Source organism: Brevundimonas sp., assembly GCF_051858995.1.
Lineage (GTDB): Bacteria > Pseudomonadota > Alphaproteobacteria > Caulobacterales > Caulobacteraceae > Brevundimonas.
The window spans coordinates 85,748-111,364 of the sequence record NZ_JBHYGN010000012.1; the positions used below are offsets into that span (position 1 = coordinate 85,748).

General features: G+C 67.5%; 25 protein-coding genes. 13 read left to right on the forward strand and 12 right to left on the reverse strand.

The genetic code is table 11. The features are described 5' to 3' along the window. Positions 1-59: 59 nt before the first annotated feature. Genes ACTIEF_RS14115 through ACTIEF_RS14125 form a run of 3 tightly spaced genes read left to right on the forward strand, consistent with a single transcriptional unit; the run spans position 60 to position 3,382 of the window. Positions 60-1,463: a pyridoxal-phosphate dependent enzyme gene (locus ACTIEF_RS14115; RefSeq protein WP_439472775.1), complete on the forward strand. Its 1,404-nt coding sequence runs from the start codon at positions 60-62 to the stop codon at positions 1,461-1,463. Positions 1,464-1,472: 9 nt separating this feature from the next. Next, positions 1,473-2,222, forward strand: coding sequence for an alpha/beta hydrolase family protein (locus ACTIEF_RS14120; RefSeq protein ID WP_439472776.1), 750 nt, complete (start codon positions 1,473-1,475; stop codon positions 2,220-2,222). Beyond that, on the forward strand, positions 2,219-3,382 hold the full coding sequence (locus ACTIEF_RS14125) for a cystathionine gamma-synthase (RefSeq protein ID WP_439472777.1): 1,164 nt from the start codon (positions 2,219-2,221) through the stop codon (positions 3,380-3,382). Before ACTIEF_RS14120 ends, ACTIEF_RS14125 begins: the two co-directional genes overlap by 4 nt. 79 nt (positions 3,383-3,461) lie before the next feature. Here ACTIEF_RS14125 and ACTIEF_RS14130 read toward each other — a convergent pair whose 3' ends face one another. From ACTIEF_RS14130 to ACTIEF_RS14150, 5 genes are all read right to left on the reverse strand, one after another. Beyond that, complete coding sequence (locus ACTIEF_RS14130) at positions 3,462-3,674, reverse strand: cold-shock protein (protein ID WP_141626345.1); 213 nt, start codon at positions 3,672-3,674, stop codon at positions 3,462-3,464. Positions 3,675-3,838: 164 nt separating this feature from the next. After that, complete coding sequence (locus tag ACTIEF_RS14135) at positions 3,839-4,051, reverse strand: hypothetical protein (RefSeq protein ID WP_439472778.1); 213 nt, start codon at positions 4,049-4,051, stop codon at positions 3,839-3,841. 31 nt (positions 4,052-4,082) lie between these two features. Continuing rightward, complete coding sequence (locus ACTIEF_RS14140; RefSeq protein WP_439472779.1) at positions 4,083-4,781, reverse strand: TorF family putative porin; 699 nt, start codon at positions 4,779-4,781, stop codon at positions 4,083-4,085. A 34-nt stretch (positions 4,782-4,815) separates the two neighbouring features. Then, positions 4,816-5,748: an NAD(P)H-dependent flavin oxidoreductase gene (locus tag ACTIEF_RS14145; RefSeq protein WP_439472780.1), complete on the reverse strand. Its 933-nt coding sequence runs from the start codon at positions 5,746-5,748 to the stop codon at positions 4,816-4,818. 175 nt (positions 5,749-5,923) lie between these two features. Next, entirely contained in the window at positions 5,924-6,412 is a 489-nt protein-coding gene (locus ACTIEF_RS14150; protein WP_439472781.1) for a hypothetical protein, read from the reverse strand. 253 nt (positions 6,413-6,665) lie between these two features. On the opposite strand from ACTIEF_RS14150, the gene ACTIEF_RS14155 reads away from it, so the two are divergent. The 4 genes from ACTIEF_RS14155 to ACTIEF_RS14170 all read left to right on the forward strand — a co-directional run bounded on the left by ACTIEF_RS14155 (position 6,666) and on the right by ACTIEF_RS14170 (position 9,468). Continuing rightward, positions 6,666-7,817 (forward strand): M24 family metallopeptidase, encoded by a 1,152-nt coding sequence (locus ACTIEF_RS14155; protein WP_439472782.1) that lies wholly within the window; start codon positions 6,666-6,668, stop codon positions 7,815-7,817. Between the two features lie 31 nt (positions 7,818-7,848). Next, positions 7,849-8,310 carry a preQ(1) synthase gene (queF, locus tag ACTIEF_RS14160; protein WP_439472783.1) on the forward strand — a complete coding sequence of 154 codons (462 nt, stop codon included), beginning with the start codon at positions 7,849-7,851 and terminating at the stop codon, positions 8,308-8,310. Between the two features lie 79 nt (positions 8,311-8,389). Beyond that, a complete protein-coding gene (locus tag ACTIEF_RS14165) occupies positions 8,390-9,100 on the forward strand; it encodes an FRG domain-containing protein (protein WP_439472784.1) in 711 nt (236 codons plus the stop codon). A gap of 8 nt (positions 9,101-9,108) precedes the next feature. Beyond that, positions 9,109-9,468: a hypothetical protein gene (locus ACTIEF_RS14170; RefSeq protein ID WP_439472785.1), complete on the forward strand. Its 360-nt coding sequence runs from the start codon at positions 9,109-9,111 to the stop codon at positions 9,466-9,468. A gap of 58 nt (positions 9,469-9,526) precedes the next feature. Here ACTIEF_RS14170 and ACTIEF_RS14175 read toward each other — a convergent pair whose 3' ends face one another. From ACTIEF_RS14175 to ACTIEF_RS14185, 3 genes are all read right to left on the reverse strand, one after another. After that, positions 9,527-10,537 (reverse strand): aldo/keto reductase, encoded by a 1,011-nt coding sequence (locus tag ACTIEF_RS14175; protein ID WP_439472786.1) that lies wholly within the window; start codon positions 10,535-10,537, stop codon positions 9,527-9,529. A gap of 25 nt (positions 10,538-10,562) precedes the next feature. After that, positions 10,563-10,859 (reverse strand): putative quinol monooxygenase, encoded by a 297-nt coding sequence (locus ACTIEF_RS14180; RefSeq protein ID WP_439472787.1) that lies wholly within the window; start codon positions 10,857-10,859, stop codon positions 10,563-10,565. Positions 10,860-10,930: 71 nt separating this feature from the next. After that, entirely contained in the window at positions 10,931-11,728 is a 798-nt protein-coding gene (locus tag ACTIEF_RS14185; RefSeq protein ID WP_439472788.1) for a type 1 glutamine amidotransferase domain-containing protein, read from the reverse strand. Positions 11,729-11,842: 114 nt separating this feature from the next. Here ACTIEF_RS14185 and ACTIEF_RS14190 point away from each other — a divergent pair, with 114 nt between their 5' ends. Beyond that, complete coding sequence (locus ACTIEF_RS14190) at positions 11,843-12,751, forward strand: LysR substrate-binding domain-containing protein (protein ID WP_439472789.1); 909 nt, start codon at positions 11,843-11,845, stop codon at positions 12,749-12,751. Positions 12,752-12,818: 67 nt separating this feature from the next. Here the strand turns inward: ACTIEF_RS14190 and ACTIEF_RS14195 are convergent, their stop codons facing one another. Beyond that, positions 12,819-13,703, reverse strand: coding sequence for an oxidoreductase (locus ACTIEF_RS14195; RefSeq protein ID WP_439472790.1), 885 nt, complete (start codon positions 13,701-13,703; stop codon positions 12,819-12,821). A gap of 143 nt (positions 13,704-13,846) precedes the next feature. Between ACTIEF_RS14195 and ACTIEF_RS14200 the strand changes: the two genes are divergently transcribed. Further along, positions 13,847-14,743: an AraC family transcriptional regulator N-terminal domain-containing protein gene (locus ACTIEF_RS14200; protein ID WP_439472791.1), complete on the forward strand. Its 897-nt coding sequence runs from the start codon at positions 13,847-13,849 to the stop codon at positions 14,741-14,743. A gap of 4 nt (positions 14,744-14,747) precedes the next feature. On the opposite strand, the gene ACTIEF_RS14205 is transcribed toward ACTIEF_RS14200, so the two are convergent. Next, positions 14,748-16,031, reverse strand: a complete 1,284-nt coding sequence (locus tag ACTIEF_RS14205) for a hypothetical protein (protein WP_439472792.1) — start codon at positions 16,029-16,031, stop codon at positions 14,748-14,750. A 147-nt stretch (positions 16,032-16,178) separates the two neighbouring features. On the opposite strand from ACTIEF_RS14205, the gene ACTIEF_RS14210 reads away from it, so the two are divergent. Next, positions 16,179-17,768, forward strand: a complete 1,590-nt coding sequence (locus ACTIEF_RS14210; protein ID WP_439472793.1) for a phytoene desaturase family protein — start codon at positions 16,179-16,181, stop codon at positions 17,766-17,768. 45 nt (positions 17,769-17,813) lie between these two features. Here the strand turns inward: ACTIEF_RS14210 and ACTIEF_RS14215 are convergent, their stop codons facing one another. Beyond that, positions 17,814-18,191, reverse strand: a complete 378-nt coding sequence (locus ACTIEF_RS14215) for a response regulator (protein ID WP_439472794.1) — start codon at positions 18,189-18,191, stop codon at positions 17,814-17,816. Continuing rightward, positions 18,188-19,699 (reverse strand): sensor histidine kinase, encoded by a 1,512-nt coding sequence (locus ACTIEF_RS14220; RefSeq protein WP_439472795.1) that lies wholly within the window; start codon positions 19,697-19,699, stop codon positions 18,188-18,190. Before ACTIEF_RS14220 ends, ACTIEF_RS14215 begins: the two co-directional genes overlap by 4 nt. A 151-nt stretch (positions 19,700-19,850) precedes the next feature. Here ACTIEF_RS14220 and ACTIEF_RS14225 point away from each other — a divergent pair, with 151 nt between their 5' ends. The 3 genes from ACTIEF_RS14225 to ACTIEF_RS14235 all read left to right on the forward strand — a co-directional run bounded on the left by ACTIEF_RS14225 (position 19,851) and on the right by ACTIEF_RS14235 (position 25,581). Further along, positions 19,851-21,365 carry a carboxylesterase/lipase family protein gene (locus tag ACTIEF_RS14225; protein ID WP_439472796.1) on the forward strand — a complete coding sequence of 505 codons (1,515 nt, stop codon included), beginning with the start codon at positions 19,851-19,853 and terminating at the stop codon, positions 21,363-21,365. Positions 21,366-21,652: 287 nt separating this feature from the next. After that, positions 21,653-22,714 (forward strand): LacI family DNA-binding transcriptional regulator, encoded by a 1,062-nt coding sequence (locus tag ACTIEF_RS14230; protein WP_439472797.1) that lies wholly within the window; start codon positions 21,653-21,655, stop codon positions 22,712-22,714. Continuing rightward, positions 22,714-25,581 carry a TonB-dependent receptor gene (locus ACTIEF_RS14235; protein ID WP_439472798.1) on the forward strand — a complete coding sequence of 956 codons (2,868 nt, stop codon included), beginning with the start codon at positions 22,714-22,716 and terminating at the stop codon, positions 25,579-25,581. Before ACTIEF_RS14230 ends, ACTIEF_RS14235 begins: the two co-directional genes overlap by 1 nt. Positions 25,582-25,617: the final 36 nt, after the last annotated feature.

Here is a 25,617-nt window from a genome sequence, read left to right on the forward strand (position 1 = left end):
GGGTTGTTCCGGGGGAGGGGCGAGCCTAGCTTTTGGGCCAAGCCCCCACGGAGTTTCTGATGCCCCTCGCTTCCCAACCGGTCCTGTCCGGTCCCGTCGGTTCGACGCTGGACCTGATCGGAAAGACGCCGATCGTGGAGGTGAAGAAGATCGACACCGGGCCGTGCCGCCTGTTCCTGAAGCTCGAGAGCCAGAACCCGGGCGGGTCGATCAAGGATCGCATCGCGGTGTCGATGATCGAAGCGGCGGAGCGCGAGGGCTTCCTGAAGCCCGGCGGCACCATCGTCGAAGCGACGGCGGGAAACACCGGACTGGCCCTGACCCTCGTCGGCCAAGCCAAGGGATATAAGGTGCTTCTGGTCATCCCGGACAAGATGTCCAAGGAAAAAATCCAGCATCTCAGGGCGATGGGCGCGGATGTTCGCCTGACGCGTTCGGACGTTCCGCATGGCCACCCCGAGTATTACACCGACATGGCCGAGCGTCTGGCGCAGCAGATTCCGGGTGGCTTCTACGTCAACCAGTTCGCCAATGATGCCAACTCCGAAGCCCATCTGAAGACCACGGGGCCGGAGATCTGGGAACAGTTGGGCGGTCAGGTGGATGCGCTGGTCGCCGGCATCGGCTCGGGCGGCACCATCACGGGCACGGCGCGGTATCTGAAGTCGGTCGGCTCGACCGCCCAGATCATCCTGGCCGACCCGGTCGGCTCGACGCTGGCGGGGATCGTCAATGAGGGCGTGCCGGGCCCCGACGGCAGCTACACCGTCGAGGGGATCGGCCAGAATTTCGTGCCGGACACCGCCGACATCACCCTGATCGACAAGGCCTATTCGATCCCGGATGCGGAAGCCATTTCGACGGTGCGCGAACTGCTGCTGAAGGAAGGCATTCTGGCCGGGTCGTCCTCGGGCACCCTGATCGCCGCCGCCCTGCGCTGGTGCCGCGAGCAGACCGAGCCGAAGACCGCCGTGACCTTCGTCTGCGACACGGGGGCCAAATACCTGTCCAAGGTCTATAACGACGCCTGGCTGGCCGATCAGGGCCTGGGCGAGCGCGAGCTGCACGGCGACCTGTCGGACCTCATCACCCGCAAATACACCAAGGGCGATGTGGTCGTGATCGGGCCTGAGGACACGCTGGACACCGCCTTCAAACGGATGAAGGGCTCGGACGTGTCGCAGTTGCCGGTGATCAATGACGGGCGGCTGGTCGGCATTCTGGACGAGAGCGATCTGGTCCATGTGATGAACACCGACGAGATCACCCGCAAGGAGCGGTTCGCCAAGCCGGTGTCGTCGGCCATGACCCGCGATCTGGACACGGTGCAGGTGTCCGAGCCGCTGGACGCCCTGATCCCGCTGTTCGACCGTGACAGGGTGGCCATCGTGCTGGACGGCGAGAGCTTCGTCGGTCTGATCACGCGGACCGACCTGATCAACCACCTCAGCCTTAATCGGTAACGCGCCGGGATGGACCGCAGGGGCCTGATCATCTGCGGAGGAGCGGCGCTCGCGCTCAGCGCGGTGGCGGCCCGGGCGCAGGAACAGGCCGCGCCGACCTATGAAGGCGTCACCTTCGAGAGCCACGGCAAGCCGATCCGCGCCATCCAGTATCGCCCCGTGGACGAGGGGCGGCGGTCGGCCATCGTGATGATGCATGGCTCGGGCGCGCGGATCACCAATCGCGGTCCGTGGCATGAGCTGGCCATGCGCTTCGCCGCCGACGGCTATCAGGTGCTGACTCCCCTGTTCACCGACGCCTGTCCCGACGACGGCGTCCGGCCCGAGCGGATGATGAACGCCTGGTGCGATGTCGGTGAGGACGCCATCCAGCGCCTTATCGACAGCGGCGTGGATCGGCGGCGGACGGCCCTGTTCGGCTATTCGCTGGGGTCCTATGTCGCCGTGGACGGGGCGCTGGGCGGCGGTCGGGCGGCGGCGGCCATCGGTCTGGCGGGCGGCGTCGATGTCTATACGCCCCGCTCGCCCCGGCGCCGGGTGCCGGTGATGATCATCCGCGCGGAGAACGACACCCACGTCCTGCCGCGCAACACCGCCCTCTGGATCGCCTTCCTGCGCGACAAGGGCATCAACGTCCGTGAGGAAGTGCTACCCGGCGCGGACCATCTGTTCACGCCGCCGCAATGGCTCGACATCTTCGAGCGTTCGGCGGCCTTCTACGGCGGCAATATCGGCCGCATCGACCAGGACGTCTCATGAGTTCGCTGAAGAACAGCCAGGGTTTCTCGACCCGCGCCATCCACGCCGGCCAGCGGCCCGACCCGACCACGGGCGCGGTGATGACCCCCATCTACGCCACCTCGACCTATGCCCAGGAAAGCCCGGGCGTGAACAAGGGCTATGAGTATGCCCGGGGCAAGAACCCGACGCGCGAGGCCTTCGAGGCCTGCCTGGCGGACCTTGAGGGCGGGGTGCAGGGCTTCGCCTTCGCCTCGGGCATGGCGGCGACCTCGACGGCGCTGGAGCTGCTGGACGCGGGCTCGCACATCGTCACCGGCGATGACCTGTACGGCGGCTCGTGGCGGCTGTTTGAGCGGGTGCGCCGCCGCTCGATGGGGCTGGACTTCAGCTATGTCGACTTCAGCGACCTGAACGCGGTCGAGGCGGCCATCACGCCCAAGACCAGGATGATCTGGGCCGAGACGCCCACCAATCCGCTGATGAAGCTGACCGACATCGCGGGCCTGTCGAAGATCGCCAAGGCGCATGGCCTGCTGCTGGTGGTCGACAACACCTTCGCCACCCCGTTCAGCCAGCAGCCGCTGCGGCTGGGCGCCGATGTGGTCATGCACTCGGCCACCAAATACCTGAACGGCCACTCCGACATCATCGGCGGGGCGCTGGTGACCGGCAGCCCCGACCTCGCGAAGGAGATCAAGTTCCTGCAGAATTCGATCGGCGGGGTGATGGGGCCGTTCGACGCCTTCCTGGCCAACCGGGGACTGAAGACGCTGGGCCTGCGCATGAAGGCGCACAATGAGAACGCGCTGGCCGTCGCTCGCTGGCTGGAGACCCGCAAGGGCATCGCCCAGGTCATCTATCCGGGCCTGATCAGCCACCCGCAGCACAGCCTCGCCGCCACCCAGATGAACGGCCGCTACGGTGGCATGGTCACCGCCATCATCGACGGCGACCTGGCGCGGACAAAGCAGGTGCTGGAGCGGGTTCAGGTCTTTACGCTGGCGGAATCTCTGGGCGGGGTCGAGAGCCTGGTGAACCACCCGGCCATCATGACCCACGCCAGCGTGCCCAAAGAGGTGCGCGAGGCGGGCGGGGTGACCGACAACCTGATCCGCCTGTCGGTCGGGGTCGAGGACATCGACGACCTGATCGCCGATCTGGATCAGGCGCTGCGTTGAACGGAATTGAAAACGGCGGCGGAGCCTGAGGTCCCGCCGCCGTTCAAAATCAGGCGTCGATCAGAACCGACGCGTGACCTCAGCCTTCGGTCTTCAGTTGACCAGCCGATTCCTTGCCCGAGCGACGATCGCGCTCGAGTTCGTAGGAAACCTTCTGGTTTTCATCCAGGCCGCGCAGGCCGGCCGCTTCAACGGCCGAGATGTGGACGAAGACGTCCTTGCCGCCGTCGTCCGGCTGGATGAAGCCGTAGCCCTTGGTCGAGTTGAACCACTTAACGGTGCCGGTAGCCATTTGAGACCTCCTTCTGGCATTGGCCGCAGACAATAGCGCCTGAAGCCTGTCGGGTCTGAAAGGAGCGGCTGGACCTCGGGCGAAAGCAGAGGGGTGGCGTTTCGCAGAGAGATCGACGTCAGCCCTTTTGGACTGTGTGAGGGGCGAAAGCAAGGCGCGCCGACTCAGCCCTCGGCGAGGTCGCCCGCTGGCGGGACGTAGTGCTGCTGGCACAGCTTGCGCAGGTCGGCGCTCAGCCTGGGGCCGTAGAGGGCGTCCTGGATGCGGTCATAGCCTTCCGAAGACAGGGCCTGTTTGATGTCGCTCACGGTGCGGCAGCGGCCCTCGCGCGCCAGCTGATAGGCGCGCTCAAGGGTGGTCAATCTCAGGGAAGTCATGACCCGATATGGGGGCTGTGCAGGGGGATTCCTAGAACGCGAAGCTCAATCCGGCCACGACGGCGTCGGCGTACTGCGGATTGTTGGCGTCCGCGTCGGTGTCGTGATAGCGGACCTCGGCCTCGATGTTGCGGGTCAGGGCGTAGGTGAAGCCCGCGTTCCAGCCCGTATAGTCGACGCTGTTGTCCTGCTCGCGGCGCCCCACCTCGGCGGTGGCGGTCAGCTTGTCCGAAAAGTCCCAGCCGCCGCGGACGGCGACCCAGGTCCAGGCGTCGGTCGAGCCGGTGCTGTCGGGCGAGTGCTGGAGACGCAGACGGGCGCTGGCCGGGCCGATGGAGCGTTTGACGTCGGCGGTGAACTCCCACGCGTCATCGTCCGCCCCCGGATCGGCGTCGATCTGCCACTTGTGCTCGACCTTCAGGTCGAGGTCGAACCCGGCCACCTCCGGACGAATGCCCGCGGCGAGGGCGACCTCGAAATCCGAGCCGGTGGACGCCTTGATCGTCTCGAAGGCGGGCGTGACGTAGAAGAAGCCGCTCTCGCTCTCCCACTCGGCCTCGCCCCAGACGAAGGCGTCGCCCTGCGACTTGGAGGCGTCTTTGGACCGGTTGTCGGTCGCCCCGCCGAACGAGAAGGACCAGTTCCTGTAGGCCGGGGCGGCATCTTGCGCCTGCGCGGCGCCGGCGAGCAGGAGCGAGGCCGCGAGGGCCGAAGTCAGAATACGGATCATAGGGCCTCCAGACGCGTAGCCGCGCGGGAGGTTCCTAGACGAAGGCGGTCTTCTTGGCGAACCGTTCCGTAGCCTGAGCGAATTCGTCGCGCAGGCGGCCGACCAGCTGACCGGCGGGCAGGATGTCGTGGATCGCGCCCGCGCCCTGACCGGCGGACCAGACGGTCTTCCAGGCCTTGGCCTCGTCGGCCATGTCGAGCTTGTGCTCGGGCAGGTGCTTGGGATCGATGCCGTTCTCGACCAGCGACTTGATCATGAAGTTGGCCGGGATGCCCGACACCGCCGGGGTGTGGACGATGTCCGCCGAGCCCGAGTCGATGATCATGTCCTTGTAGTGCTGCTGGGCGGTGCTTTCGGTCGTGTTGATGAAGCGGGTGCCCATGTAGGCGAAGTCGGCGCCCATCATCAGGGCGGCGGCGACGTCCGAGCCGGTGGACAGGCAGCCCGACAGGATGATGGTCCCGTCGAAGAAGCCGCGCACCTCTTCCACCAGGGCGAACGGGTTGACGATGCCCGCGTGGCCGCCGGCGCCGTTGGCGACGAGGATCAGGCCATCGACGCCCGCTTCCGCCGCCTTGCGGGCGTGGCGGACGTTGGCGATGTCGTGGAAGACCAGACCGCCGTAGCCGTGCACCGCATCGACCACGTCGCGGACGGCGCCCAGCGAGGTGATGATCAGCGGCACCTTCTCCTCGACCGAAACCATCATGTCGGCCATCAGGCGGGGGTTGGTCGGGTGGACGATGTGGTTGACGCCGAAGGCGGCGGCGTCGGGGTTCAGGCGGCCCTTGATCTCATGCAGCCACCACCGATAGCCCTCGGTGGTGCGCTGGTTCAGCGACGGGAAGGTGCCGATGGCCCCGGCGTTGCAGGTCTCGACCACCAGATCCGGTCCGGAGACCAGGAACATGGGCGCCGCGATGACCGGCAGCTTGAGACCTTTTTGAAGCGAAGCCGGAATGGCCATGACGTTTCCCCGGGTTGTCTTTCGCTACGGATAGCGGGCTGTCCCCGGGTAAGGCAAACCCGAAAAACAGGGTGTGAAGAGTGTAATCCGGTGAAGTCGCGCAGCCGCCGGGTTTGGCGCGCTGCGCTGCGGTCTGCCGTGAACTGAGGAGGCACAGCCTCGATCTTCTGGAGCCTTAGTCCTCAAAGCTCGACGCCGGTTCCCCCAGCGTAACCGAGCGAGTTTCGCTTGCCCCGAAATCATAGAAGGTTAGCTGCCACCGACCGAAAATCCGGACGGGAAATGGCGGGGTGCCGTTGGTGAAAGTCTGAAGGTTCACCACGACCGGACCCGCCGGGGACGACACGCGGACCCATGGGACGTTGTTCCCGTCCAAGATCAGATAGCCGTCTTTAGCGGCATCGGTGATGGGATACAGAACGTCTTCCGGGTCGCTGATTTTCAGCTTGCCATCGATCGGCCACGTAGGCTGATTGATTGAACTCGCTGGGCGCAGCACAACGGGAGCAGCGTCGTAGAAGACCAGCAGTTGGCATTCGTCGATCGCCTTGCCACGGACATCAACACGAAGGCCGAAGAGGCCGTCGTCAATGTAGAAGGCCGCTCCGGCCTCAGCGCTTGCCGGCAGTACCGGCGCCTCGAAACCCTCAACTTCGACCTGCACGACCATCTCCAAAAGTTGGCCCCGAACTTCGGGGCGGCTACGGGATATAGGAAGATGGATCTGTGTTCCTAGGTAGCGGCGTTACATGATCCCTAGAGGCGGGCGAAAAGCCTCTTACGAGTATGAGGCACCACAGGCCGCGCGCCTTTGAAAATGTCCGCTCATGCCTCTATCTCCCCCGACAGATCCCTGCCTCCCTCATGCCCCGGCGTGGCGGCGACAGGCACGCCGTTCCAACTCCACGAGACCGCCCATGAACCCGCCGCCGATCACCCTGCAGGAACGCCGTCAGCGGCTGGCCCGGCTCGAGGCGGCGATGGAGGCGCGGGGCGTGGCGGCGGTGCTGATCGATGCGACCACGAGCCTGCGCTATTTCACCGGTCTGGTGTGGGGACGGTCCGAGCGGATGATCGCGGCGCTGGTGCGGCCCGGAAAGCCGCTGACCTACATCTGCCCGGCGTTCGAGCTGGACAAGGTGGGCGGCTCCATCGGCGTGCCGGGCGAGTTCCTGACCTGGGAAGAGCACGAAAGCCCCTACAAGCTGGTGGCCGACGCAGTCCCGAACGGGGTGCTGGCCGTCGACGAGCAGGCGCCGGTGTTCGCCTGGCTGGGACTGGCCGAGGTGTTCGGCGTCGACCGGCTGCGCGGCGCGAGCGCGCTCATCACCCCGCTGAGGACGCGCAAGTCCGAGGCCGAGATCGCCCTGATGACCCGCGCCAAGGCGCTGACGCTGGAGGCGCATCGGCGGACGCACGGCGCCTTGCAGGCCGGGATGCGCAGTTCGGACGTCGTGGCCTTCCTCGACAAACAGCACCGCGCGCTGGGCGCGGACGGCGGCAACACCTTCTGCATCGTCTCGTTCGGCGCTGACACCGCCCTGCCGCACGGCGGGGAGGGCGACCCGGAGCTGAAGGACGGCGACGTGGTCCTGATCGACACCGGCTGCGCGCTGGACGGCTACAACGCCGACATCACCCGGACTTATGTGTTTGGCGAACCGACGACCGAGGTGCGGCGCATCTGGGAGCTGGAGCAGACCGCGCAGGCGGCGGCGTTCGAGGCGGCGCGGTTGGGCGAACCGTGCGAGGCCGTGGATGCGGCGGTGCGGGTGTTCCTGAAATCCAGTGGGCTGGGGCCGGATTATCAGGTTCCGGGCACGCCGCACCGCACCGGCCACGGCATCGGTCTGGACATCCATGAAGCGCCCAATCTGGTGCGCGGGGATCACACCCTGCTGGACGTCGGCATGTGCTTCTCCAACGAGCCGATGATCGTGGTGCCGGGCCAGTTCGGCATCCGGCTTGAGGACCATTTCCACATGACCGCCGAGGGGGCGAAATGGTTCACCCAGCCGCAGCCCAGCCTTGATGAGCCGTTCCGGGGCGTCGCCTCGCTGGCGGCGTGACGGACGCCACCGAAATCGCTAGAGCCAAGCCATGACCACCGACACCTCGGGCCTGCACCAGCTGGGCCAACAGATCGCCGCACCGACCAGCCCGGAGACCGCCGTGCTGGAGCGGGTGCCCAACCCGCATGCGGACACCCTCTATCTCGCGCGCTTCACGGCGCCGGAGTTCACCAGCCTGTGCCCGGTCACCGGCCAGCCGGACTTCGCCCATATCGTCATCGACTATGCGCCGGGCGACTGGCTGGTGGAGAGCAAGTCGCTGAAGCTCTATCTGACCAGCTTCCGCAACCACGGCGCCTTCCACGAGGACTGCACCGTCGCCATCGGCAAGCGGCTGGCGGACCTGCTGCAGCCGAAATGGCTGCGCATCGGCGGCTACTGGTATCCGCGCGGTGGCATCCCCATCGACGTCTTCTGGCAGACCGGTCCGGCCCCGGAAGGCCTGTGGCTGCCCGACCAGGGCGTGCCGACGTATCGCGGGCGGGGGTGATTCAGGGTTGTTGATCGGGCGCTCTTGAGGTTGCGCTTCGCTCGTGCAAGCTGAGCCTTCAGCAGCGGGGGCGGCTTTCATGGCGACGACGGTTGAAGAGCTCTGGGCGAATTTCTGGACGTGGACCGAAAGTCACGCGACGGGCGCCTATCTGTTCAGGGGACAGGCAGACACAAGCGCGATTTTGCCCAAGATCGGCCGGTCGGGGTACAATTTCGACTACGCTCGGGAACGGGCGCTGTTCGAAGCGTTCGAGCGAGCCGCCAGACCTTATCTCAAGAGCGAAATGTCGGCGTTCGAGCTATTGGCGTTGGCGCAGCATCATGGGGCGCCGACCCGTCTCGTCGATTGGTCGACCAGTCCTCTCGTTGCCGCCTGGTTTGCGGTGAGTTCTTTCCCGGAAACGACCGACGCCCAGATCTATGCGCTGGATGTGGTGCGGCCGGACATACTGGTGCTGGATACCAAGACCGGCGAGACGCGCGATGGGACGACTGTCAAAGGCCCTCTGAGTCCACGGTCCGGAGTTTATCTGATCGAGACGGCGCAAGTCTCGAACCGGATTACGACACAGCGCGGGATCTTCACCTTGCATGGTGAGCCCTTGACGCCGTTTGTTGTCCCTTCGGCCGAAACCTTCGAGATTCCATGCGCCCTGAGGGCCGGATTTCAATCTCGGTTGATGGATGTCGGCGTGGACGCTTCCCATATCTACCCCGATATCGACGGTCTCTGCAGAAGCCTCGACTATCGGTTCAAATCGGGCAAAACTCTCTCAGCATTCGCTTAGGACAGATCGTGGTCGCCGTAATCAAATCCAGTCCCGACCTCGTGCTCAACATCGTTGGCGCAAAGCCTGCGGGCGTGACCAACAAGGTCGCGAAGGAACTCGGGCGGGAAGTGGCTGAGGCCTACAAGGGCAAGGGACGACAGGTCCGCCTGAAGGGTGTGCGTTTCAACCCGTCCAGCAAGATGAGCCTTGGTCAGGGTCAGTTCGAGGTGTTGGCCAGCACGGTCGTCGAGGTCGAAGGGCAGGAGGGCCGTCCCGACCGGTCCGAGGCTGTCGAAGCTGTCGTGACGATCGGTCGCGACAAGGGACAGGTTCTACGCACCGTGAAGATTCCGGCGCTGAACTGGACAGGTCAGACGCCGCGGTAATCTTCGCATTGCCTGACAAAGCTGACGGCGGAGGCCTGAGCCCCCGCCGTTCTCTGGTTCAGGCGGGCAGGGGCGCCGCCGGGTTGACCAGTCCGGCCTCGCGCAGGTCGGTCCAGAAGGCCGCCGGGACGACTTCGTTCAAGGCGGCGCTGTCCTCGGCGATCCGCTCCGGGCGGCTGGCGCCGGGGATGACGGCGGCGACCGCCGGATTGGCCAGCGAGAACTGCAGGCCCGCGGCCTTCATGCTGACGCCGTGGCGGTCGGCGAGGGCCTTGATGCGCGCAATCCTGTCGGCCATCGGAGGTGTGATCGGGGCGTACTCGAAGTTCGGCCCGCCGACGAGGGCGCCCGAGCTGTAGGGGCCGCCGACCACGATCCCCAGACCGCGCTCGGCCACCTTGGGCATCACCCGCTGCAGGGCGCGGTCGTGGTCAAGCAGGGTGTAGCGCCCGGCCAGCAGGAAGGCGTCCGGCTTCGGCTCGTCCAGGTCCAGCAGCAGTTCGATAGGCTCGACCTTGTTCACGCCTAGACCCCAGGCCTTGATCACGCCCTCATCGCGCAGACGGTCCAGCGCGCGGAAGGCGCCCGTGCGGGCCTGTTCGAACTGGCCGATCCAGCGGTCGCCCCAGAAGTCCTGCGCCAGATCATGGACGAAGGCGATGTCGATGCGGTCGGTGCGCAGCCGCTTCAGACTGTCCTCGATGGACTTCAGGGTGGCGTCGTAGCCATAGTCATTCACGATCTTGTTCGGGCGACCGTATTTGAAGACGTCGCCCTTCTCGCCGTTGTCGCGGGCCGAGACGTCCTCGACCTCGTCCAGAATGACGCGGCCGACCTTGGTGGACAGGACGTATTCGTCGCGCGGCTTGCCCGCCAGCGCCTCGCCCATGCGCAGCTCGGCGAGGCCGGCGCCGTAGAAGGGGGCGTTGTCATAGTAGCGGACGCCGTCGGTCCAGGCGGCCTCGACGGTGGCGAGGGCTTCATCCTCGGGGATGTCGCGGAACATGTTGCCCAGGGGGGCGGCGCCGAAGCCGAGACGGCGGTCGGAGAGCAGGGTCTTGATGGACATGGCGGTGGTCCTTTCGAAAGGAAGGTCAGGCGACCGCGGCGGGTTCGAGCAGCAGGGAGGTGCGCTCGGCCAGGTCGTTGATGCGGGAGAGGTAGGCCTTGAAATGCGGGGTCTCGCGGTGGGCGGCGACGGCGTCGGCGTCCACATACAGTTCGTCCAGAACGAAGCGGGCGGGTTCGGCCGGGTCGCGCCAGACGTCCCAGCGCAGGTTGCCCGGCTCGGCCCGGCAGGCGGGCGCCATGCCGAACAGCAGGTCCCGCAGGGCGTCGGCCTGGCCGGCGCGGGCGACGAGGATGGCCATGATCTTCATGCGGGCGGACATGGGGACTGTTCCTTTCAGCGGAAGGGCGCCGGAGGAGCCCAGGCGCAAGGCCCCTCCGGTCATCCGGGTCCTCATTCGGCCAGCGAACGATCAAGCGCCGCGACCAGTTTGGCCGCCAGCAGGTGATCCGAAGCGGGGTTCTGGCCGGTGATCAGCTCGCGATCCTCGATCACATGCGGCGCGAAGTCCTCGGCGCCGGTGATCAGGTCACCCCCGGCGGTGGTCAGGGCGTCGACCATGTAGAAGTGCAGCCTGGCGTGCATCGCGTGCTCCTCGACGATCTTCTCCTCGCTGTTGGAGAAGATGGTCATGCGATAGCCGGCGTACTGCCAGCCCTTGGCCCATTCGGCCGCCTTGGCCGGATCGCCGGCGATCAGGGCCGCGCGGAACTCGCGGGCGTGGGGCAGGGCGGCGACGACGGCGGCCGGGCCATGGCACAGCAGGGCGGTCGGCTTGGACGCCTCATGGAAGTAGCGCAGGATTTCACCGGCTTCACGGTCCTGCATCAGGTCGACCACCGGGGCGTGGCCGCCGGGGAAGAAGACGCCGGCATAGTTGTCCAGACCCTCGGCGATCACCGAGGCCAGGGTGCGGGGATGAGTCATCGCCGGATCGGTGTCCCAGTAGCGGCGCGCGGCCTCATACGCCGCCACGTCGCCCTCGAAGTGGTCGGGGCTGTCGGAGGCCTCGTCGAGGGTCGGGCGCTCGCCGTTCGGCGTGGCCAGCACCACCTCATAACCGGCCTCGACCAAGGCCTGGGCGGGGATGACGGTTTCATTCAGATATTGGCCCGTCGGGACGAACCCGCCGCCCTGCACCTCAAGGCGCGTGGCGTTGGAACCGACGATGAGAACTTTTGCCTTGGTCATGACGACCTCCTTCAGCTGGGGTGTGTCCGTTGGGAACGAGCGGAAGGTGCGCTTCGCACAGCTATTCCAGAACTTTATTGTTCTGATTTCAGATATCATGCTGCATGATAAACCATGCGCTATGACCTGAACCTGATGCCGGTCTTCATCGCGGTGATGGAGGAGCGCAACATCACCCGCGCAGCCCAGCGGCTGGGCATGACCCAGCCCGCCCTGTCGAACGCCCTGGCCCGGCTGCGCGCGACGCTGAACGATCCGCTGTTCATCCGCGAGCGCTATGGCGTGCGGCCCACCGAACTGGCAGAGACCCTGGCGCCGGGCATCGCCGAGGCGCTGGCCAATATCGACGATGTAGTGCTGGGCCAGCAGGCGTTCGATCCCTCGACTGCCGAGCGGCTGTTCACCCTGGCGCCCAACAGTTTCGTCGAATTCGTCATGGCTCCGGCTCTGGTCAGCCGCCTGCGGGCCGAGGCGCCGGGCATCCGGCTGCGCCTCACCCCGTTTGGGACCGATCTGGCCGAGACGGGGGTGATGTCCGGGACCACCGCTCTGGTGCTGGGCCGTCTGATCGATCCGCCGGACAATCTGGTGGTCCAGCATCTGATGGACGAGGGGCTGGCCTGTGTCGTCCGGGCCGATCACCCCGAGGTCGGGGACAGTCTGTCGCGTGAACAGTACGAGCGGCTGAAGCACGTCAATGTTCTGCCGCCGGGCCGCCTGCGGGCGGGCCTGTTCCAGGCGCTGGACCAGAAGGGGCTGAAGCGCGAGGTGGCGGTGTCGGTGACCCACTTCCTCGCCGTGCCGGAGATGGTGGCGAGCACGGATTACTGCTCGACGCTGCCGATCTCGATCTGCCGTCGGCTGGCCCTGGATCCGCGCCTGAAGGTGCTGCCCGCGCCGGTCGATCTGGGGACCTTCCCGGTGCAGATGGGCTGGCACCTCCGCTACCGCCACGACCCGGCGCACCGCTGGCTGCGCGGGATCGTGGCGGAGGTGGCGGAGCAGATAGGGACTAGGGACTAGGAAGACGGCCCCGGATGTCGCGGCGCTTCCGGCCCACTAATCCCTCTTCCCCAATCCCTCCCGAGCCTCATCCCCAGGCGCTCGACCCGCTCTCCTCACGGAACTCAAAGTCGCCGTTGGTGCTGGCGGACAGGTCGCGCCAGGCGTCCAGTTCGGCCTGCAGGCTGTCGATCTTGGCCTGCACCATGCCCAGGGCGTCCGTGCCGGCGCACCAGCGGACCGGTGGGTTTTCGGCATTGGCCAGGGTGATCAGGGCCTGCGCCAGCTTCACCGGATCGCCCGCCTGGTTCTGGCTGCGGCTGTCGTAGAAGGCCTTCAGCGCCGCCGCCGTCTCGGCGTAGTCGGCGATGGGGTTGGAGCCGTGCTTGACCGAGGTCGCCTCGAGGAAGTCGGTGCGGAAGAAGCCCGGCTCGACGATGGTGGCGTGGATGCCGAACGGCGCGACTTCCTGCGACAGGGACTCGCTGAAGCCCTCCACCGCGAATTTCGAGGCGCAGTACAGGGTCCCGCTGGCGCCGCCGACGATGCCGCCGACCGACGAGACGTTGAAGATGCGGCCCGAGCGCTGGGCCCGCATGACCGGCAGGACCGCACGGGTGACGTGCATGAGGCCGAAGACATTGGTCTCGTACTGGGCGCGGGCGTCCTCTGCGGTGGATTCCTCGAACACCGACAGATTGCCGTAGCCGGCGTTGTTCACCAGCACGTCGATGCGGCCGAAGCGGGTCGTGGCGGCCTCGACGGCGGCGCGGACGGCGGCCTCGTCGGTGACGTCCAGCGACAGGGAGAGCAGGGCGTCGCTGTCGGCGCCGAAGGCGGTGGTCAGGGCGTCACGCTTGCGGGCCGTGGCGACGACGCGCTCACCGGCGTCCAGCAGGGTCCGGACGATGGCGGCGCCGAGGCCGCGCGAGGCGCCGGTGACGAACCAGACGCGGGGAGTATTGGAGGTCATGGGAAGTCTCCTTGGTTGGGAGCCCCGGTATGCGCCGCCGCCCCGTCGGACCCGTAGACGGATCGCGCCAGTCTCTTGCACAATCCCGCCAGTCGACTGCGGTCGTGCTTGCGAGTAGGGCCAGACGGGGCTTGAATGGCGCCATGAGCCGCTTGCCCGAACTCGCCAGTCTTGTCCGCGCCCATATGGGGGAGGAGTCACCCGAGGGCGTCGGCCCCATGACCGGGGCGGGCGTCCATCTGATCGCCAGCACCACGGTCACCGAGGCCCAGCAGGTGGTCTATGAGGCCATGGTCTGTCTGATCCTCGAAGGGGCCAAGACGACCACGCTGGGAACGGAGAGCTACCCCTATCGGGCGGGCCAGTATCTGGTGGTGACGGACGACCTGCCGGTCAGCGGCCGGGTGATCGCGGCGCCCTACCTGGCTATCGGCGTGCCGCTGGACCCGGCCACCATCACCGAACTGCTGCTGGAGAGCGAAGGGGCGATCCCGGAAGCCGCGCCGGTGCGCGGGCTGGCGGTCAGCGACATGGATGAGGATCTGATCGACGTCGTGATCCGCCTGGTCCGGCTGCTGGAGCGGCCGGAGGAGGCGCGGGTCATGGCCCCCATGATCCACCGCGAACTGGTCTGGCGTCTGCTGCGCGGCGAGCGGGCCGGGATGATGCGCCAACTGGCGGCCATGGACGGGCGGCAGGCACAGGTGAAGCGGGCCATCCGCTGGCTGCGCCGGAACTACGCCGAGCCCATGCGGATCGACCGTCTGGCCGAGGTGGCGGGGATGAGCGAGACCTCGCTGCACCGCCACTTCAAGGCCGTCACGGCCATGAGCCCGCTGCAGTACCAGAAGCAGATCCGCCTGCAGGAGGCGCGGCATCGCCTGCTGGCGCAGGGGCGCGACGTGGCCGGCGTGGGCTTCGCCGTCGGCTACGACAGCCCCTCGCAGTTCAGCCGGGAATACGCCCGCCTGTTCGGCCACCCGCCGGGCCGCGATCTGGAGCGGATGCGGGCTGATCCGGCGCTGGCGGTGGCGGTCTAGGCGATCAGCGCGAAGCCGCCGCCTCGTCGCCGAGCAGGCTGGTCGCGCTGAAGGTGGGAGCCAGGACGGCGATGTCGTAGGCCAGCGCCAGGTCACGCCATTCCGGCGGGGCGGAGGTCAGGCCCTCGGCCCGGAGTCGGCGCAGATCGACCAGCATCCACGATCCCGGCGCGGCGTCCGCAGGCTGGGCGAGAAGGACGTCCTTGCGCCAGTCCGCGCCTTCGTCGTTCGTCACGTCGAAGGCCTGGATCCGGGCGGGCCGTGCGACGCCGCCATAGCCGGCCAGCTCGCCCCGGACCCCTTCCACGAGGATGTGCAGGGCCGTGACGCCTTCGCCGTCGGCGCGCTCGGCCACCCAGGCGCCGAGGTCACGCTGGTTGAGCGGGTTGAGCGACTTGTAGACGTGCCAGCCGCCGAACTTCAGCAGCACCCGCGCGCCGGGATTTTCGGCGAGGTGGGCGGCCAGGGTGCGTTTCATCGCCCGTGCGCGGCGTCCGTTGGGGTCGCCCTGACGCGCCTGCGACGCCTGATAGATGGCGCGGCTCTCGGTCAGCAGGCCGAACAGGTATTGGACGCGCGTTCCGCCATCCTGCGCGATCGCGGCGGCGGCCTGATCGAGATCGGCCTGGGCGGCCGAGAGCAGGAACAGCTCCATCGGCGAGCCCGAGGCGCGGGCGACGGCGGTGGCGGCCTGCGACTTCGCGGCCAGATCGGTCAGGGCGGCGCGGGCGACGGGACCCGGCTCGGCGGCCAGCATTTCCTGAAGCAGGTGGTCCGCGGAGCCGAGGAATTCCTGATCGAGGCCCCAGAGTTCGAAGTCCGCTCCGGCGGCGGCGGCGCAGTCGCCCGCCGTCTCGACCTCATCGCTGCCACGGTAGAAGGCCACGCCGTCCGGATTGGCCTGCAGGAAATCGCCCACCCGGGTCGCGCGGTCGTCTGATCGCATGGCGCCGTCGATGACGCGGGCCGCTTCCGGACCGGTCTCGATGGCCATGGCGGTCAGGCCGCCCGGCGCCATCAGGCGGCAAATCTGGGTGGTGAAGGCCGGAATCTCGCGCGTCATGTGGGTCTCGCCGATCATGACATAGCGACTGGCGGAGACGGCCTCGGTCAGGACCGGTGCGCCCGCGCCCGACAGGCCGTTCGGGCCGACCTCCAGAGGGGTGATGACGCGGGCGAGGCGCGAGGAGAAGGACGGCGTCGCCGCCTCCTGAGCGACCGCGCCGGTCGCGAAGACGCCGAGACCGGCCAGAATGACCGCCGACAGACCCTGATGAACTCTACGCATACGCCCCTCCCGAACGACTCGACTGGGTACGGTCTAGCTTTGCGGGCGCCGGGACAGCCAGTGAATTTGCGTCCACCCTCGCTCTTGACCCGAGGGGCGGAGGCTGAGACCCCGATACAAGATGGACAGGACAGGCGGGGAGATCGCATGACCACCACAACCACCGACGTCGTCATCCTGGGCGGCGGTCATAACGGCCTCGTCTGCGCCTTCTATCTGGCGAAGGCGGGGTTGAAGGTGACGGTGCTGGAGCGGCGACATGTGGTCGGCGGGGCGGCGGTGACCGAGGAATTCCACCCCGGTTTCCGCAACTCGACCGCCAGCTACACCGTCAGCCTGCTGAACCCCAAGGTCATCGCCGACATGGACCTGCCGCGCCACGGGCTGCGGGTGGTCGAGCGCAGGGTGTCGAACTTCCTGCCGCTGGACGACGGTCGCCACCTGCTGGCGGGGGAGGGGCGGACGCACGGAGAGGTGGCGAAATTCTCGGCCAGGGACGCCGAACGCCTGCCCGAGTACGAGCGGCGGCTGGAGGTCGTGGCGTCGATCCTGCGCGACTGGATCCTGCGGAGCCCGCCCAATCTGACCGAGGGCGGCTGGCTGGCCCGGTTGCCGGAACTGGCCAGCGCCACGGCCCTGGCGCGGCAGGGGCTGGCGCTGGATGTCGAGGGCCGCCGCGACCTGCTGGACCTGTTCGCCAAGTCGGCGGGTGACTGGCTGGACGGCTGGTTCGAGAGCGACCCGATCAAGGCCCTGTTCGGCTTCGACAGCATCGTCGGCGCCTACGGCAGTCCCTATTCGCCCGGCTCGGCCTACGTATTGCTGCACCATGTCTTCGGCGAGGTGAACGGCAAGAAGGGCGTGTGGGGCCACGCCGTCGGCGGCATGGGGGCGATCACCCAGGCGATGGCGAGCGCCTGCGCCGAACTGGGCGTCGAGATCAGGTTGGACGCGCCGGTGGCGGAGGTCCTGACCGAGAAGGGGCGGGCCGTCGGGGCGGTGACCGAAGGCGGCGACATTGTCCGCGCCCGCGCCGTGGTGTCGAACCTGCACCCACGCCTGCTGTTCGAGCGACTGATGGACGACGCCGTGGTCCCCGCCGACTTTCGCGCCCGGATCGGCAACTACCAGTCCGGCTCCGGCACCTTCCGCATGAACGTGGCCCTGTCGGAGCTTCCGAACTTCACCAGCCTGCCGGGGCAGGGCGATCACCTGACGGCGGGCATCATCATCGCCCCGTCTATGGCCTATATGGACCGCGCCCACGCCAGCGCCCGGCTGGACGGCTGGTCGCGCGAGCCCATCGTCGAGATGCTGATCCCCTCGACGCTGGACGACAGCCTGGCCCCGCCGGGACAGCATGTGGCCAGCCTGTTCTGCCAGCACGTCTCGCCCGATCTGGCCGACGAACACCGCGACACGGTGGCTGATTTGATGATCGATACGGTCGACAGGCACGCCCCCGGCTTCAAGGCGTCTGTGATCGGGCGGCTGGCGCTGGGACCGCGGGATCTGGAGCGGCGCTTCGGCCTGGTCGGCGGCGATATCTTCCACGGCCGCCTGACCCTGGATCAGCTGTTCAGCGCCCGCCCCGTGCTGGGCCACGCCGATCACCGAATGCCGGTGCCGGGCCTCTATCTGTGCGGATCAGGCGCGCACCCCGGCGGCGGGGTGACCGGCGCGCCGGGGCATAATGCGGCCCGGGCCATTCTGAAGGAATTAGGGCGTAGGAGTTAGGAATTAGAAGCGGGCAGGGCCTCCCCTAAGCCCTAATTCCTTTTCTCAGGCCCTCGCGACCCCCACCGCCGCCATCAGCGCATCGCGCACGGCGGCTTCGGTGAAGGGCTTCTGGATCGTCGGCTGGCCGCGCCATTCGTCGGGCAGGCCGCCTTCGCCGTAGCCGGTGGAGAAGACGAAGGGCACGCCGCGCGCCTTCAGGGCCTCGGCCACCGGAAACACCTGACGGCCCGCCACATTGACATCCAGCAGGGCGGCGTCCAGCGCGGCGTCGTCGGTCGCCAGCGCCAGGCCTTCGTCGATATTGGCCGCCGGCCCCACGGGGGTGCAGCCCATGTCCTCAAGGATGGTCTCCAGCAGCATGGCGACGAGGGACTCATCCTCGACGATCAGGATGCGGCGGCCCGACAGGGGTTCGCTCATTCACTCTTCTCCTGGTCCAGCGGGACCATAAACTCCGCGGTGAAGCCGGAGGTTGCGTATTCGACCGTCACCTGACCGGCGAGGTCATGGCGGACATTGCGTTCGATCAGGCGGCTGCCGAAGCCGCGACGGGTGGGCTCGACCACCGACGGGCCGTCCAGTTCGCGCCAGGTCAGGTGCAGGACGGGGTTGGTCTGGTCGGCCACGGCCCAGTCGACCAGCACGCGCCCGTCCGGATTGGAGAGGGCGCCGTATTTGGCGGCGTTGGTGGCCAGTTCGTGGAAGATCATGCCGAACGACAGGGCGGCCGCGGGGCCCAGCGCCACCGGGGCGCCGTTCAGGCTGATCCGCTGCGCCCCGTGCGCCTCGGTCTCATGTTCCAGGATGGCGCGCAGGTCCGCGCCCTCCCAGTGGCTGCGGGTCAGCAGGTCGTGGGTGTGCGACACCGCCAGCAGGCGGGCCTGGAAGCTTTCGGCGAAGCTCTTCGGGTCGGTGTGCGAGCGCGCCGTCTGCATGGCGATCGACTGCACCGTGGCCAGGGTGTTCTTCACCCGGTGGTTCAGCTCGTCGATCATCAGCTTCTGGCGGTCGGCGGCCAGGACGTTATCGGTGACGTCGTGGCCCTGCACGAAGATGCCCGCCACCTTGCCCGCGCCGTCGCGGATCGGCTGGTAGATGAAGTTCAGATAGACGGTCTCCAGCGGTCCGTCGGGCGTGCGCTGAAGCTGGACCCGGCTGCCGCGCCCCTCGTGCGGTTCGCCGGTCTCGAACACCGTGTCGAGGAACTCGTAATAGCCTTGGCCGACCAGCTCCGGCAGGGCCTCGCGGATGGCCTTGCCGGTGATGGCGCGGTGCCCGATAAGCTGGCCATAGGCCGGGTTGTACATCTGGAACACATGCTCCGGCCCGCTCAGCACGGCGACGAAGCCGGGCGCCTGCATGAACATGTCGACCAGCTGATTGCGCTCGGTGGCGAGGCGCTGGTTGTCCGCCTGCATGTCCTCGGCGCGGCGCAGGATCTGTCCGCTGAGAATGGAGTCGAGAGCCGAAGGGCCTTCACCGCCGGCGCCGCGTCGCTCGCTGGCCTGTCGCCGCAGGGTCTGCAGTTCGGTGATGTCGCTGGTGTGCTGCAGGATGTAGCGAAGCTCTCCGGCTTCATCGAGCACGGGGCTGTGGGTGCAACTCCAATAGCGGTCCACATAGCCGAGGTCGGGCAGGGGAATCGCGTAGTGCAGCATCGGGATGTGATCGACCTGCCGGGTCGCCAGCACCTTCTCGAACGAGGCCAGAAGACGAGCGGCATTCGCTTCGTCGCCTCCGGCGTCGAAGGCCGCCATAACGTGCTGGCCCAGCAAGTCCTCGCGCGACCTCTGGGTGACGTCCAGATAGGCGCGGTTCATTCCGGCGTAACGCAGGTCAGGGGTCAGCAGCATATAGGGATTGGGCGAGGCGTCGAACGCGCTCGCCAGATCGACCGACAGGCCGCCCGATTTCGCCAATTCCTTCAATCTGATCCCCACACTCCGCTTACGGTAACGCTTTGGCCTCTCGGCGGTTCCTCAGGGCGCGGCGAGAAATACAAACCGTCATTTGAGCCTGTCAGGCCGCCAAGGCTAGGGTGGGCGGATGTTAGCTTCACTTTTCGCGGCGGCGGCCCTCATGGCGACTTCCCCGGACACCCAGACCCCCGACGTCGAGGCGCCCCGGCCGACGGCCCGGATCACCCATGGCGCCCTGCTGGGGCGGCGGGTCGACGGGATCGACAGCTTCAGGGGCATTCCCTACGCCGCGCCACCGGTGGGGGAGGGACGCTGGCGCGCGCCGCGTCCGGCCGAGGTGTGGAGCGGCACGCTGGACGCCGGTCAGGTCGGGGCGATCTGCATCCAGCCGCCCTCGAACGGCGACAACGGCGTCGGTCCCCTGCCGATGAGCGAGGACTGTCTGACGGTGAACGTCTGGACCCCGGCCGACCATGCGGGCGAACCCCTGCCGGTCATGGTCTGGATCCATGGCGGCGGGCTGAACAACGGCTCGGGCACCGCGGCGCTCTATGACGGCGCCAGCCTGGCCCGGCGCGGGGCGGTGGTGGTGACGCTGAACTATCGCCTCGGACGGCTGGGCTTCTTCGATCATCCGGCGCTGGCGGTGGAGCGGGAGCCGGTCGAGCCTGCGGCCAACTACGGCCTGATGGATGTGATCACGGCGCTTGGCTGGGTGCGCGACAATGCGGCGGCCTTCGGCGGTGATCCAGCCAATGTCACCATCTTCGGCGAGTCCGCCGGCGGCGCGCTGGTCACTCGGCTGATGATCGCCCCGCAGGCGCGTGGCCTGTTCCACCGCGCCGTCGTCCAGTCCGGGCTGGGCCGGGATCAGGGCACGCCCCTGACCGAGCTGCGCCCCAACGGCGATCCGTCGATGCAGGAGCGCGGCGTGGCCTTCGCCGCTGGTCTGGGCCTGATCGACGCCACGCCCGCCCAGCTGCGCGCCATTCCGGCGGAGCAGTTCCTGACCCCGGCGCCCAGCTTCTACGGCGGTGATCTGCTGGTTCGCGATGATGTCTATATCTCCGAGGACGTCGAGACCGCCTTCGCCGCCGGACGCGAGGCGCCGACGCCGCTGATCATCGGCTCCAACAGCGCCGAGTTCTGGTGGATGAAGCCGACCGACCTCAGCCCCTACGGCGCCATCGACGACGCCATGACCCCGGACGAGCGCGCCGCCTTCCTCGCCGCCTATGGGGGGGAGGACGGCTACAACGCCCATGTCCTCAGCGATCTGGTGTTCCACGAACCGGCGCGTCATCTGGCGCGGCTGCACGCCGCCAACGGCCATCCGGCCTTCATCTATCGCTTCGACGTGGTCTCCGCCGCCATGCCCGAACCGCACGGCGGCGCCACCCATGCGTCGGAGCGTCAGTACGTCTTCGACAACCTGTCCGCCTCGCCTTGGCCGACCGAGGAGATGGACCAGCGGCAGGCGACGGTCATGGCCGACTACTGGACCGCCTTCGCCCGCACCGGCAGTCCCAACGGCGCGGATCGACCGGTCTGGCCCGAGGTCGGCGCCGACGGCGACCACCTGCTGGAGTTCACCAATGACGGACCGGTGGCCAGGCCAATTCCGTTCAAGGACCGGCTGGATCTGATCGAGGCCTATTACAAGCGAGTGCGCTGAGACGGCCTGATCCGCCACTGCGGAATGGGGCATAATCGTCCGTGCGCCACGGAAAAATGGGTTCCCACTGACAGCCTCGGCGACCCCTGAAGCCTGCGACAGACTGCCCTGAACCGGTTGTGGCGAAAATCCGGCCCTTGCGGGGCACGTGAATCATATGTCATGTAATCGGTTACACGGTGCTTCGAACGGACTCGCGGAAAGCGGGCCGGGATCGGGCGACCGCCCCAGGGAGACAGGATTTTGCTTCGTTCAACCACGCAGCCTCACGGCGCGGACGGTCAGGCTTGAAGGCCGCGACCATCCGGGACGTCGCCGAACGCGCGGACGTGTCCGTCGCGTCGGTTTCGCGTGTCCTGAACGGCGCCGGACCGGTCACCGAGGCCACCCGCCAGCGGGTGCTCGAGGCGGTCGAGGCCCTGCAGTACGTACCCCACTCGGGCGCGCGCAGCCTGTCCACCAGCAAGACCAGCACCGTCGGCGTGATTCTGCCCGACCTGTATGGCGAGTTCTTCTCCGAGCTGATCCGCGGCATGGATGTGGCCGCGCGGTCGCTGGGCTACCACCTGATCGTCTCCTCGTCGCACGACGACGCCGATGAGGCCTCCTCGGCCATTCGCTCGATGCGCGGGCGGGTGGACGGCCTGATTGTCCTGTCGCCCCACCTCGGCGCCGCCAACCTGGCCTCGGGCCTGGCCGGGCGCACGCCGGTGCTGCTGATGAACGGCGGCGCGGCGGCGGACGGGCGTCCCTCCATCGTGGTCGACAACCATGGCGGCGCGGTCGCCGCCGTCGAGCATCTGATCGCCATTGGCCGCAAGCGCATAGCCCACATCGCCGGACCGGCGGGCAACCTCGAGGCCGAGGCCCGGCTGGCGGGCTATCTGGAGGCCATGGCCAAGGCCGGCCTGCCCACCACCATCGTGGACGGCGCCTTCACCCGGGGCTCGGGTCAGGCCGCTGGCGAGACGCTGGTCGGTCACGCCGACCGCCCGGACGCCGTCTTCGCCGCCAACGACAATATGGCCGTCGGCGCCCTGCTGGCCTTCCAGGACGCCGGTTTCCGCGTGCCGGAAGACATCGCCATGGTCGGCTTCGACGACATCCCGCTGGCCGGGCTGGTTCGTCCGGGCCTGACCACGCTGAAGATTAATATCGCCGAGACGGGCCGCAACGCGCTCGAACGGCTCGTGAGACTCATCGGATCCGCCGCCGACACCGCCTGCGAGGTCGTGCGCCCGGAACTGGTGGTGAGGGCTTCCAGTAACCCGTTGATTTCGCCGTCCGGGCTGTCCGGCGCGGCATCCGACAACAAACAAACACTGTCTCTTGAAGGGGAGAAACTGTGATGACGAGCAAGACCGGGAAATATTTGGGGGCGGCGTCCGCTCTCGCCGTCGCGATCGCGCTGGGGTCCGCCGGGGCGGCCTTCGCGCAGGCCTCGACCTCGACCATTCGCGGTGTCGTCACCGACGGCGCGGCTGTTGAAGCCGGCGCGACCGTGACCGCGCGCGAGGTCGGTTCGGGCTACACCACCCGCGCCACCGCCAACGCCAGCGGCGCCTACGTCCTGACCGGCCTGCGTCCCGGTTCGTACGAAATCACCGTCAGCACCACGGACGGCCAGTCGGCGACCGAAAGCGTCACCATCGGCGTCGGTCAGGTCGGTGAAGTCGATCTGTCGGTGGGCGGCCGCGTCGCCGCCGCTGATCCGGGCGCGACCGACCTGGGCGAAGTCGTCGTCACCGGCGGCCGTCGTCTGGTCGAGATGCGCACCTCGGAAGTCGCGACCAACGTCTCGACCGCCCAGATCGACAACCTGCCGCAAAACTCGCGCAACTTCCTGAACTTCGCCGCCCTCGCCCCCGGTGTCCGGGTGTCGGACGATCCCGAGCGCCGCAACTTCTCGTCGGGCGCGCTGGGCGCCTCGCAGACCAACGTCTTCATCGACGGCCAGAACCTGAAGAACAACGTCCTGCAGGGCGGCATCGCCGGTCAGGACTCCAGCCGCGGCAACCCGTTCCCGCAGGCGGCGATCCAGGAGTTCCGGGTCTCGACCCAGAACCACAAGGCTGAGTACGAGCAGGCCGGCGCTGCGATCATCACCGCCGTCACCCGTTCGGGCACCAACGACTTCCAGGGCGAGATCTTCGGCTATCTCCAGAACGAGAGCATGGTCGCCCGAGACTATTTCGACGTTCGCAACAACGCCCCGAAGCCGGACTACAAGCGTGAACAGTTCGGCGGCTGGGTCAGCGGCCCGATCATCCGCGACGAGCTGCACTACTTCCTGAGCTACGAGGCCAACAATCAGGACCGGGCCACCCGCGTCGACCTGAACGACGCCATCCCGCAGGCCATCCGGGACCAGTATGAAGGCGCCTTCGTCGTGCCGTTCCGCAGCGAGCTGTACTTCGGCAAGCTGAGCTGGACCCCGGCGACGAACCACCAGGTCGATCTGAGCGTGACCCGCCGGACCGAGGATGACGTGCGCGGCTTCGGCGGCGGCACCACCTTCGACCGCGCTGAGAACATCCAGGTCGACACCACCAGCGTGAACCTGCGCTGGAGCTGGTCGGGCGAGAACTTCCTGAACGAAGCCTCGATCGACTATCTGGACGCCTTCTGGGCTCCCAGCGCCATCGGTTCGGGCCGCACCGAGGCGACCGACAACGGCCAGTTGCAGGTCGGCCGTCGCCCTTACACCCAGGACAAGGGCCAAACCGGCTGGACCTTCCGCAACGACCTGACCCTGCTCGGCGTCGAGAACCACCTGATCAAGATGGGGATCAAGGTCGCCCAGCTTGAGTATGAGGCGGTCCAGTACGACGCCTTCGAGGGCGAATACATCTACGCCCCGACCGACTACGGCTTCGCCGGCGATCCGATCCGCGCGCGCATCGGCCTGGGCGATCCGCTGTCCACCGGCGACAACACCCAGATCGGTCTGTTCATCCAGGACGACTGGGACATCACCTCGAAGCTGCAGCTGAACCTGGGCCTGCGTTGGGACTATGAGTCCAACATGCTCAACAACGACTTCGTCACGGCGCCCGCCCTGGCGACGGCGCTGCGGGGCTGGACCAACAACCGCGAAGTGAACTGGGATGACTACATCTCGACCGGTTCGAATCGCGAAAGCTTCACGGGCGCCTTCCAGCCGCGCGTCGGCTTCAACTACGACCTGAACGACGACGGCAATACCGTCATCTTCGGCGGCTGGGGTCGCTACTACGACCGCGTGCTGTACGACTACGCCCAGGTCGAGAACGCCAAGGCCAACTACCGCACCTACACGGTCAACTTCGGCCCGGGCACGCCCTGGAACGACGCCTACTATGACCGCGACGCCCTGCTGGGCCTGGTCTCCGCGACGGGCGGTCAGGAGGTCTACCTCCTGTCGAACGAAGTCGAGATGCCCTACTCGGATCAGACGACCCTGGGCGTTCGTCATCAGATGGGCGACTGGACCGCGACGGTCACCTACAGCCACATCGAGAGCTACAACGGCTTCTCGTGGGTGCTGGCCAACCGCTTCGCGGACGGCAGCTTCCGCAGCCCGACCGGCGACCTGCCGTGGGGCCAGGCGCCCGCCGGCTACGGCAACATCATCATCAGCGAGTCCGGCGACCGGGCCCGCTACGACGCCCTCTACTTCACCCTCGACAAGCCTTACTCGTCCGCGTCGGGCTGGGGCGTGAACCTCGCCTACACCATCGCCGAGGCTGAAGAGTACGGCGCGCGCGATCCCTACGTCCTGGACGAGCCGAACGCGGCCGCCTGGGGCTGGCACCGCGCCGATGCGGCCGAGCGTCACCGCATCGTCCTGAGCGGCATCAAGGACCTGCCGTGGGGCATCACGGGCTCGACACTGATCACCCTGGGTTCGGGTCAGGCCTACACCCAGATCCGCGACAACCCGGGCGGCGGCGTGACCTTCCTGCCGGGCCGCGGCCAGCCGAACGACGTGTTCGGTCCGTTCGCCTTCGCCCAGATCGACATGCGCCTGTCCAAGGACTTCACCGTCTGGAACGGCCACAGGATCGGGGTGGTGCTGGACGCCATCAACGTCACCAACGAAACGAACTTCGGTTACGAGCAATGGGTCGGCGGCTTCATCCCGCGCCCGGGCAACACCAACCCCAACTTCGGTCAGCCGAGCCGCCTGATCTCGCCGCCGCGCAGCTTCCAGGTCGGCCTGCGCTACCGCTGGTAAGCGGTGCGACCCCGGGGCGGCTTGCGGGCCGCCCGT

Bases quoted from the DNA above. Each gene is read 5' to 3' on its own strand.
- ACTIEF_RS14210 (WP_439472793.1), top strand. From the start codon at position 16,179: ATGACCACCACAACCACCGACGTCGTCATCCTGGGCGGCGGTCATAAC.
- ACTIEF_RS14135 (WP_439472778.1), bottom strand. From the start codon at position 4,051: ATGACTTCCCTGAGATTGACCACCCTTGAGCGCGCCTATCAGCTGGCG.
- ACTIEF_RS14200 (WP_439472791.1), top strand. From the start codon at position 13,847: ATGAGCCGCTTGCCCGAACTCGCCAGTCTTGTCCGCGCCCATATGGGG.
- ACTIEF_RS14190 (WP_439472789.1), top strand. From the start codon at position 11,843: ATGCGCTATGACCTGAACCTGATGCCGGTCTTCATCGCGGTGATGGAG.
- ACTIEF_RS14195 (WP_439472790.1), bottom strand. From the start codon at position 13,703: ATGACCTCCAATACTCCCCGCGTCTGGTTCGTCACCGGCGCCTCGCGC.
- ACTIEF_RS14155 (WP_439472782.1), top strand. From the start codon at position 6,666: ATGAACCCGCCGCCGATCACCCTGCAGGAACGCCGTCAGCGGCTGGCC.
- ACTIEF_RS14180 (WP_439472787.1), bottom strand. From the start codon at position 10,859: ATGTCCGCCCGCATGAAGATCATGGCCATCCTCGTCGCCCGCGCCGGC.
- ACTIEF_RS14185 (WP_439472788.1), bottom strand. From the start codon at position 11,728: ATGACCAAGGCAAAAGTTCTCATCGTCGGTTCCAACGCCACGCGCCTT.
- ACTIEF_RS14235 (WP_439472798.1), top strand. From the start codon at position 22,714: ATGACGAGCAAGACCGGGAAATATTTGGGGGCGGCGTCCGCTCTCGCC.
- ACTIEF_RS14145 (WP_439472780.1), bottom strand. From the start codon at position 5,748: ATGGCCATTCCGGCTTCGCTTCAAAAAGGTCTCAAGCTGCCGGTCATC.
- ACTIEF_RS14205 (WP_439472792.1), bottom strand. From the start codon at position 16,031: ATGCGTAGAGTTCATCAGGGTCTGTCGGCGGTCATTCTGGCCGGTCTC.
- ACTIEF_RS14120 (WP_439472776.1), top strand. From the start codon at position 1,473: ATGGACCGCAGGGGCCTGATCATCTGCGGAGGAGCGGCGCTCGCGCTC.
- ACTIEF_RS14140 (WP_439472779.1), bottom strand. From the start codon at position 4,781: ATGATCCGTATTCTGACTTCGGCCCTCGCGGCCTCGCTCCTGCTCGCC.
- ACTIEF_RS14115 (WP_439472775.1), top strand. From the start codon at position 60: ATGCCCCTCGCTTCCCAACCGGTCCTGTCCGGTCCCGTCGGTTCGACG.
- ACTIEF_RS14175 (WP_439472786.1), bottom strand. From the start codon at position 10,537: ATGTCCATCAAGACCCTGCTCTCCGACCGCCGTCTCGGCTTCGGCGCC.
- ACTIEF_RS14125 (WP_439472777.1), top strand. From the start codon at position 2,219: ATGAGTTCGCTGAAGAACAGCCAGGGTTTCTCGACCCGCGCCATCCAC.
- queF (WP_439472783.1), top strand. From the start codon at position 7,849: ATGACCACCGACACCTCGGGCCTGCACCAGCTGGGCCAACAGATCGCC.
- ACTIEF_RS14215 (WP_439472794.1), bottom strand. From the start codon at position 18,191: ATGAGCGAACCCCTGTCGGGCCGCCGCATCCTGATCGTCGAGGATGAG.
- ACTIEF_RS14225 (WP_439472796.1), top strand. From the start codon at position 19,851: ATGGCGACTTCCCCGGACACCCAGACCCCCGACGTCGAGGCGCCCCGG.
- ACTIEF_RS14165 (WP_439472784.1), top strand. From the start codon at position 8,390: ATGGCGACGACGGTTGAAGAGCTCTGGGCGAATTTCTGGACGTGGACC.
- ACTIEF_RS14130 (WP_141626345.1), bottom strand. From the start codon at position 3,674: ATGGCTACCGGCACCGTTAAGTGGTTCAACTCGACCAAGGGCTACGGC.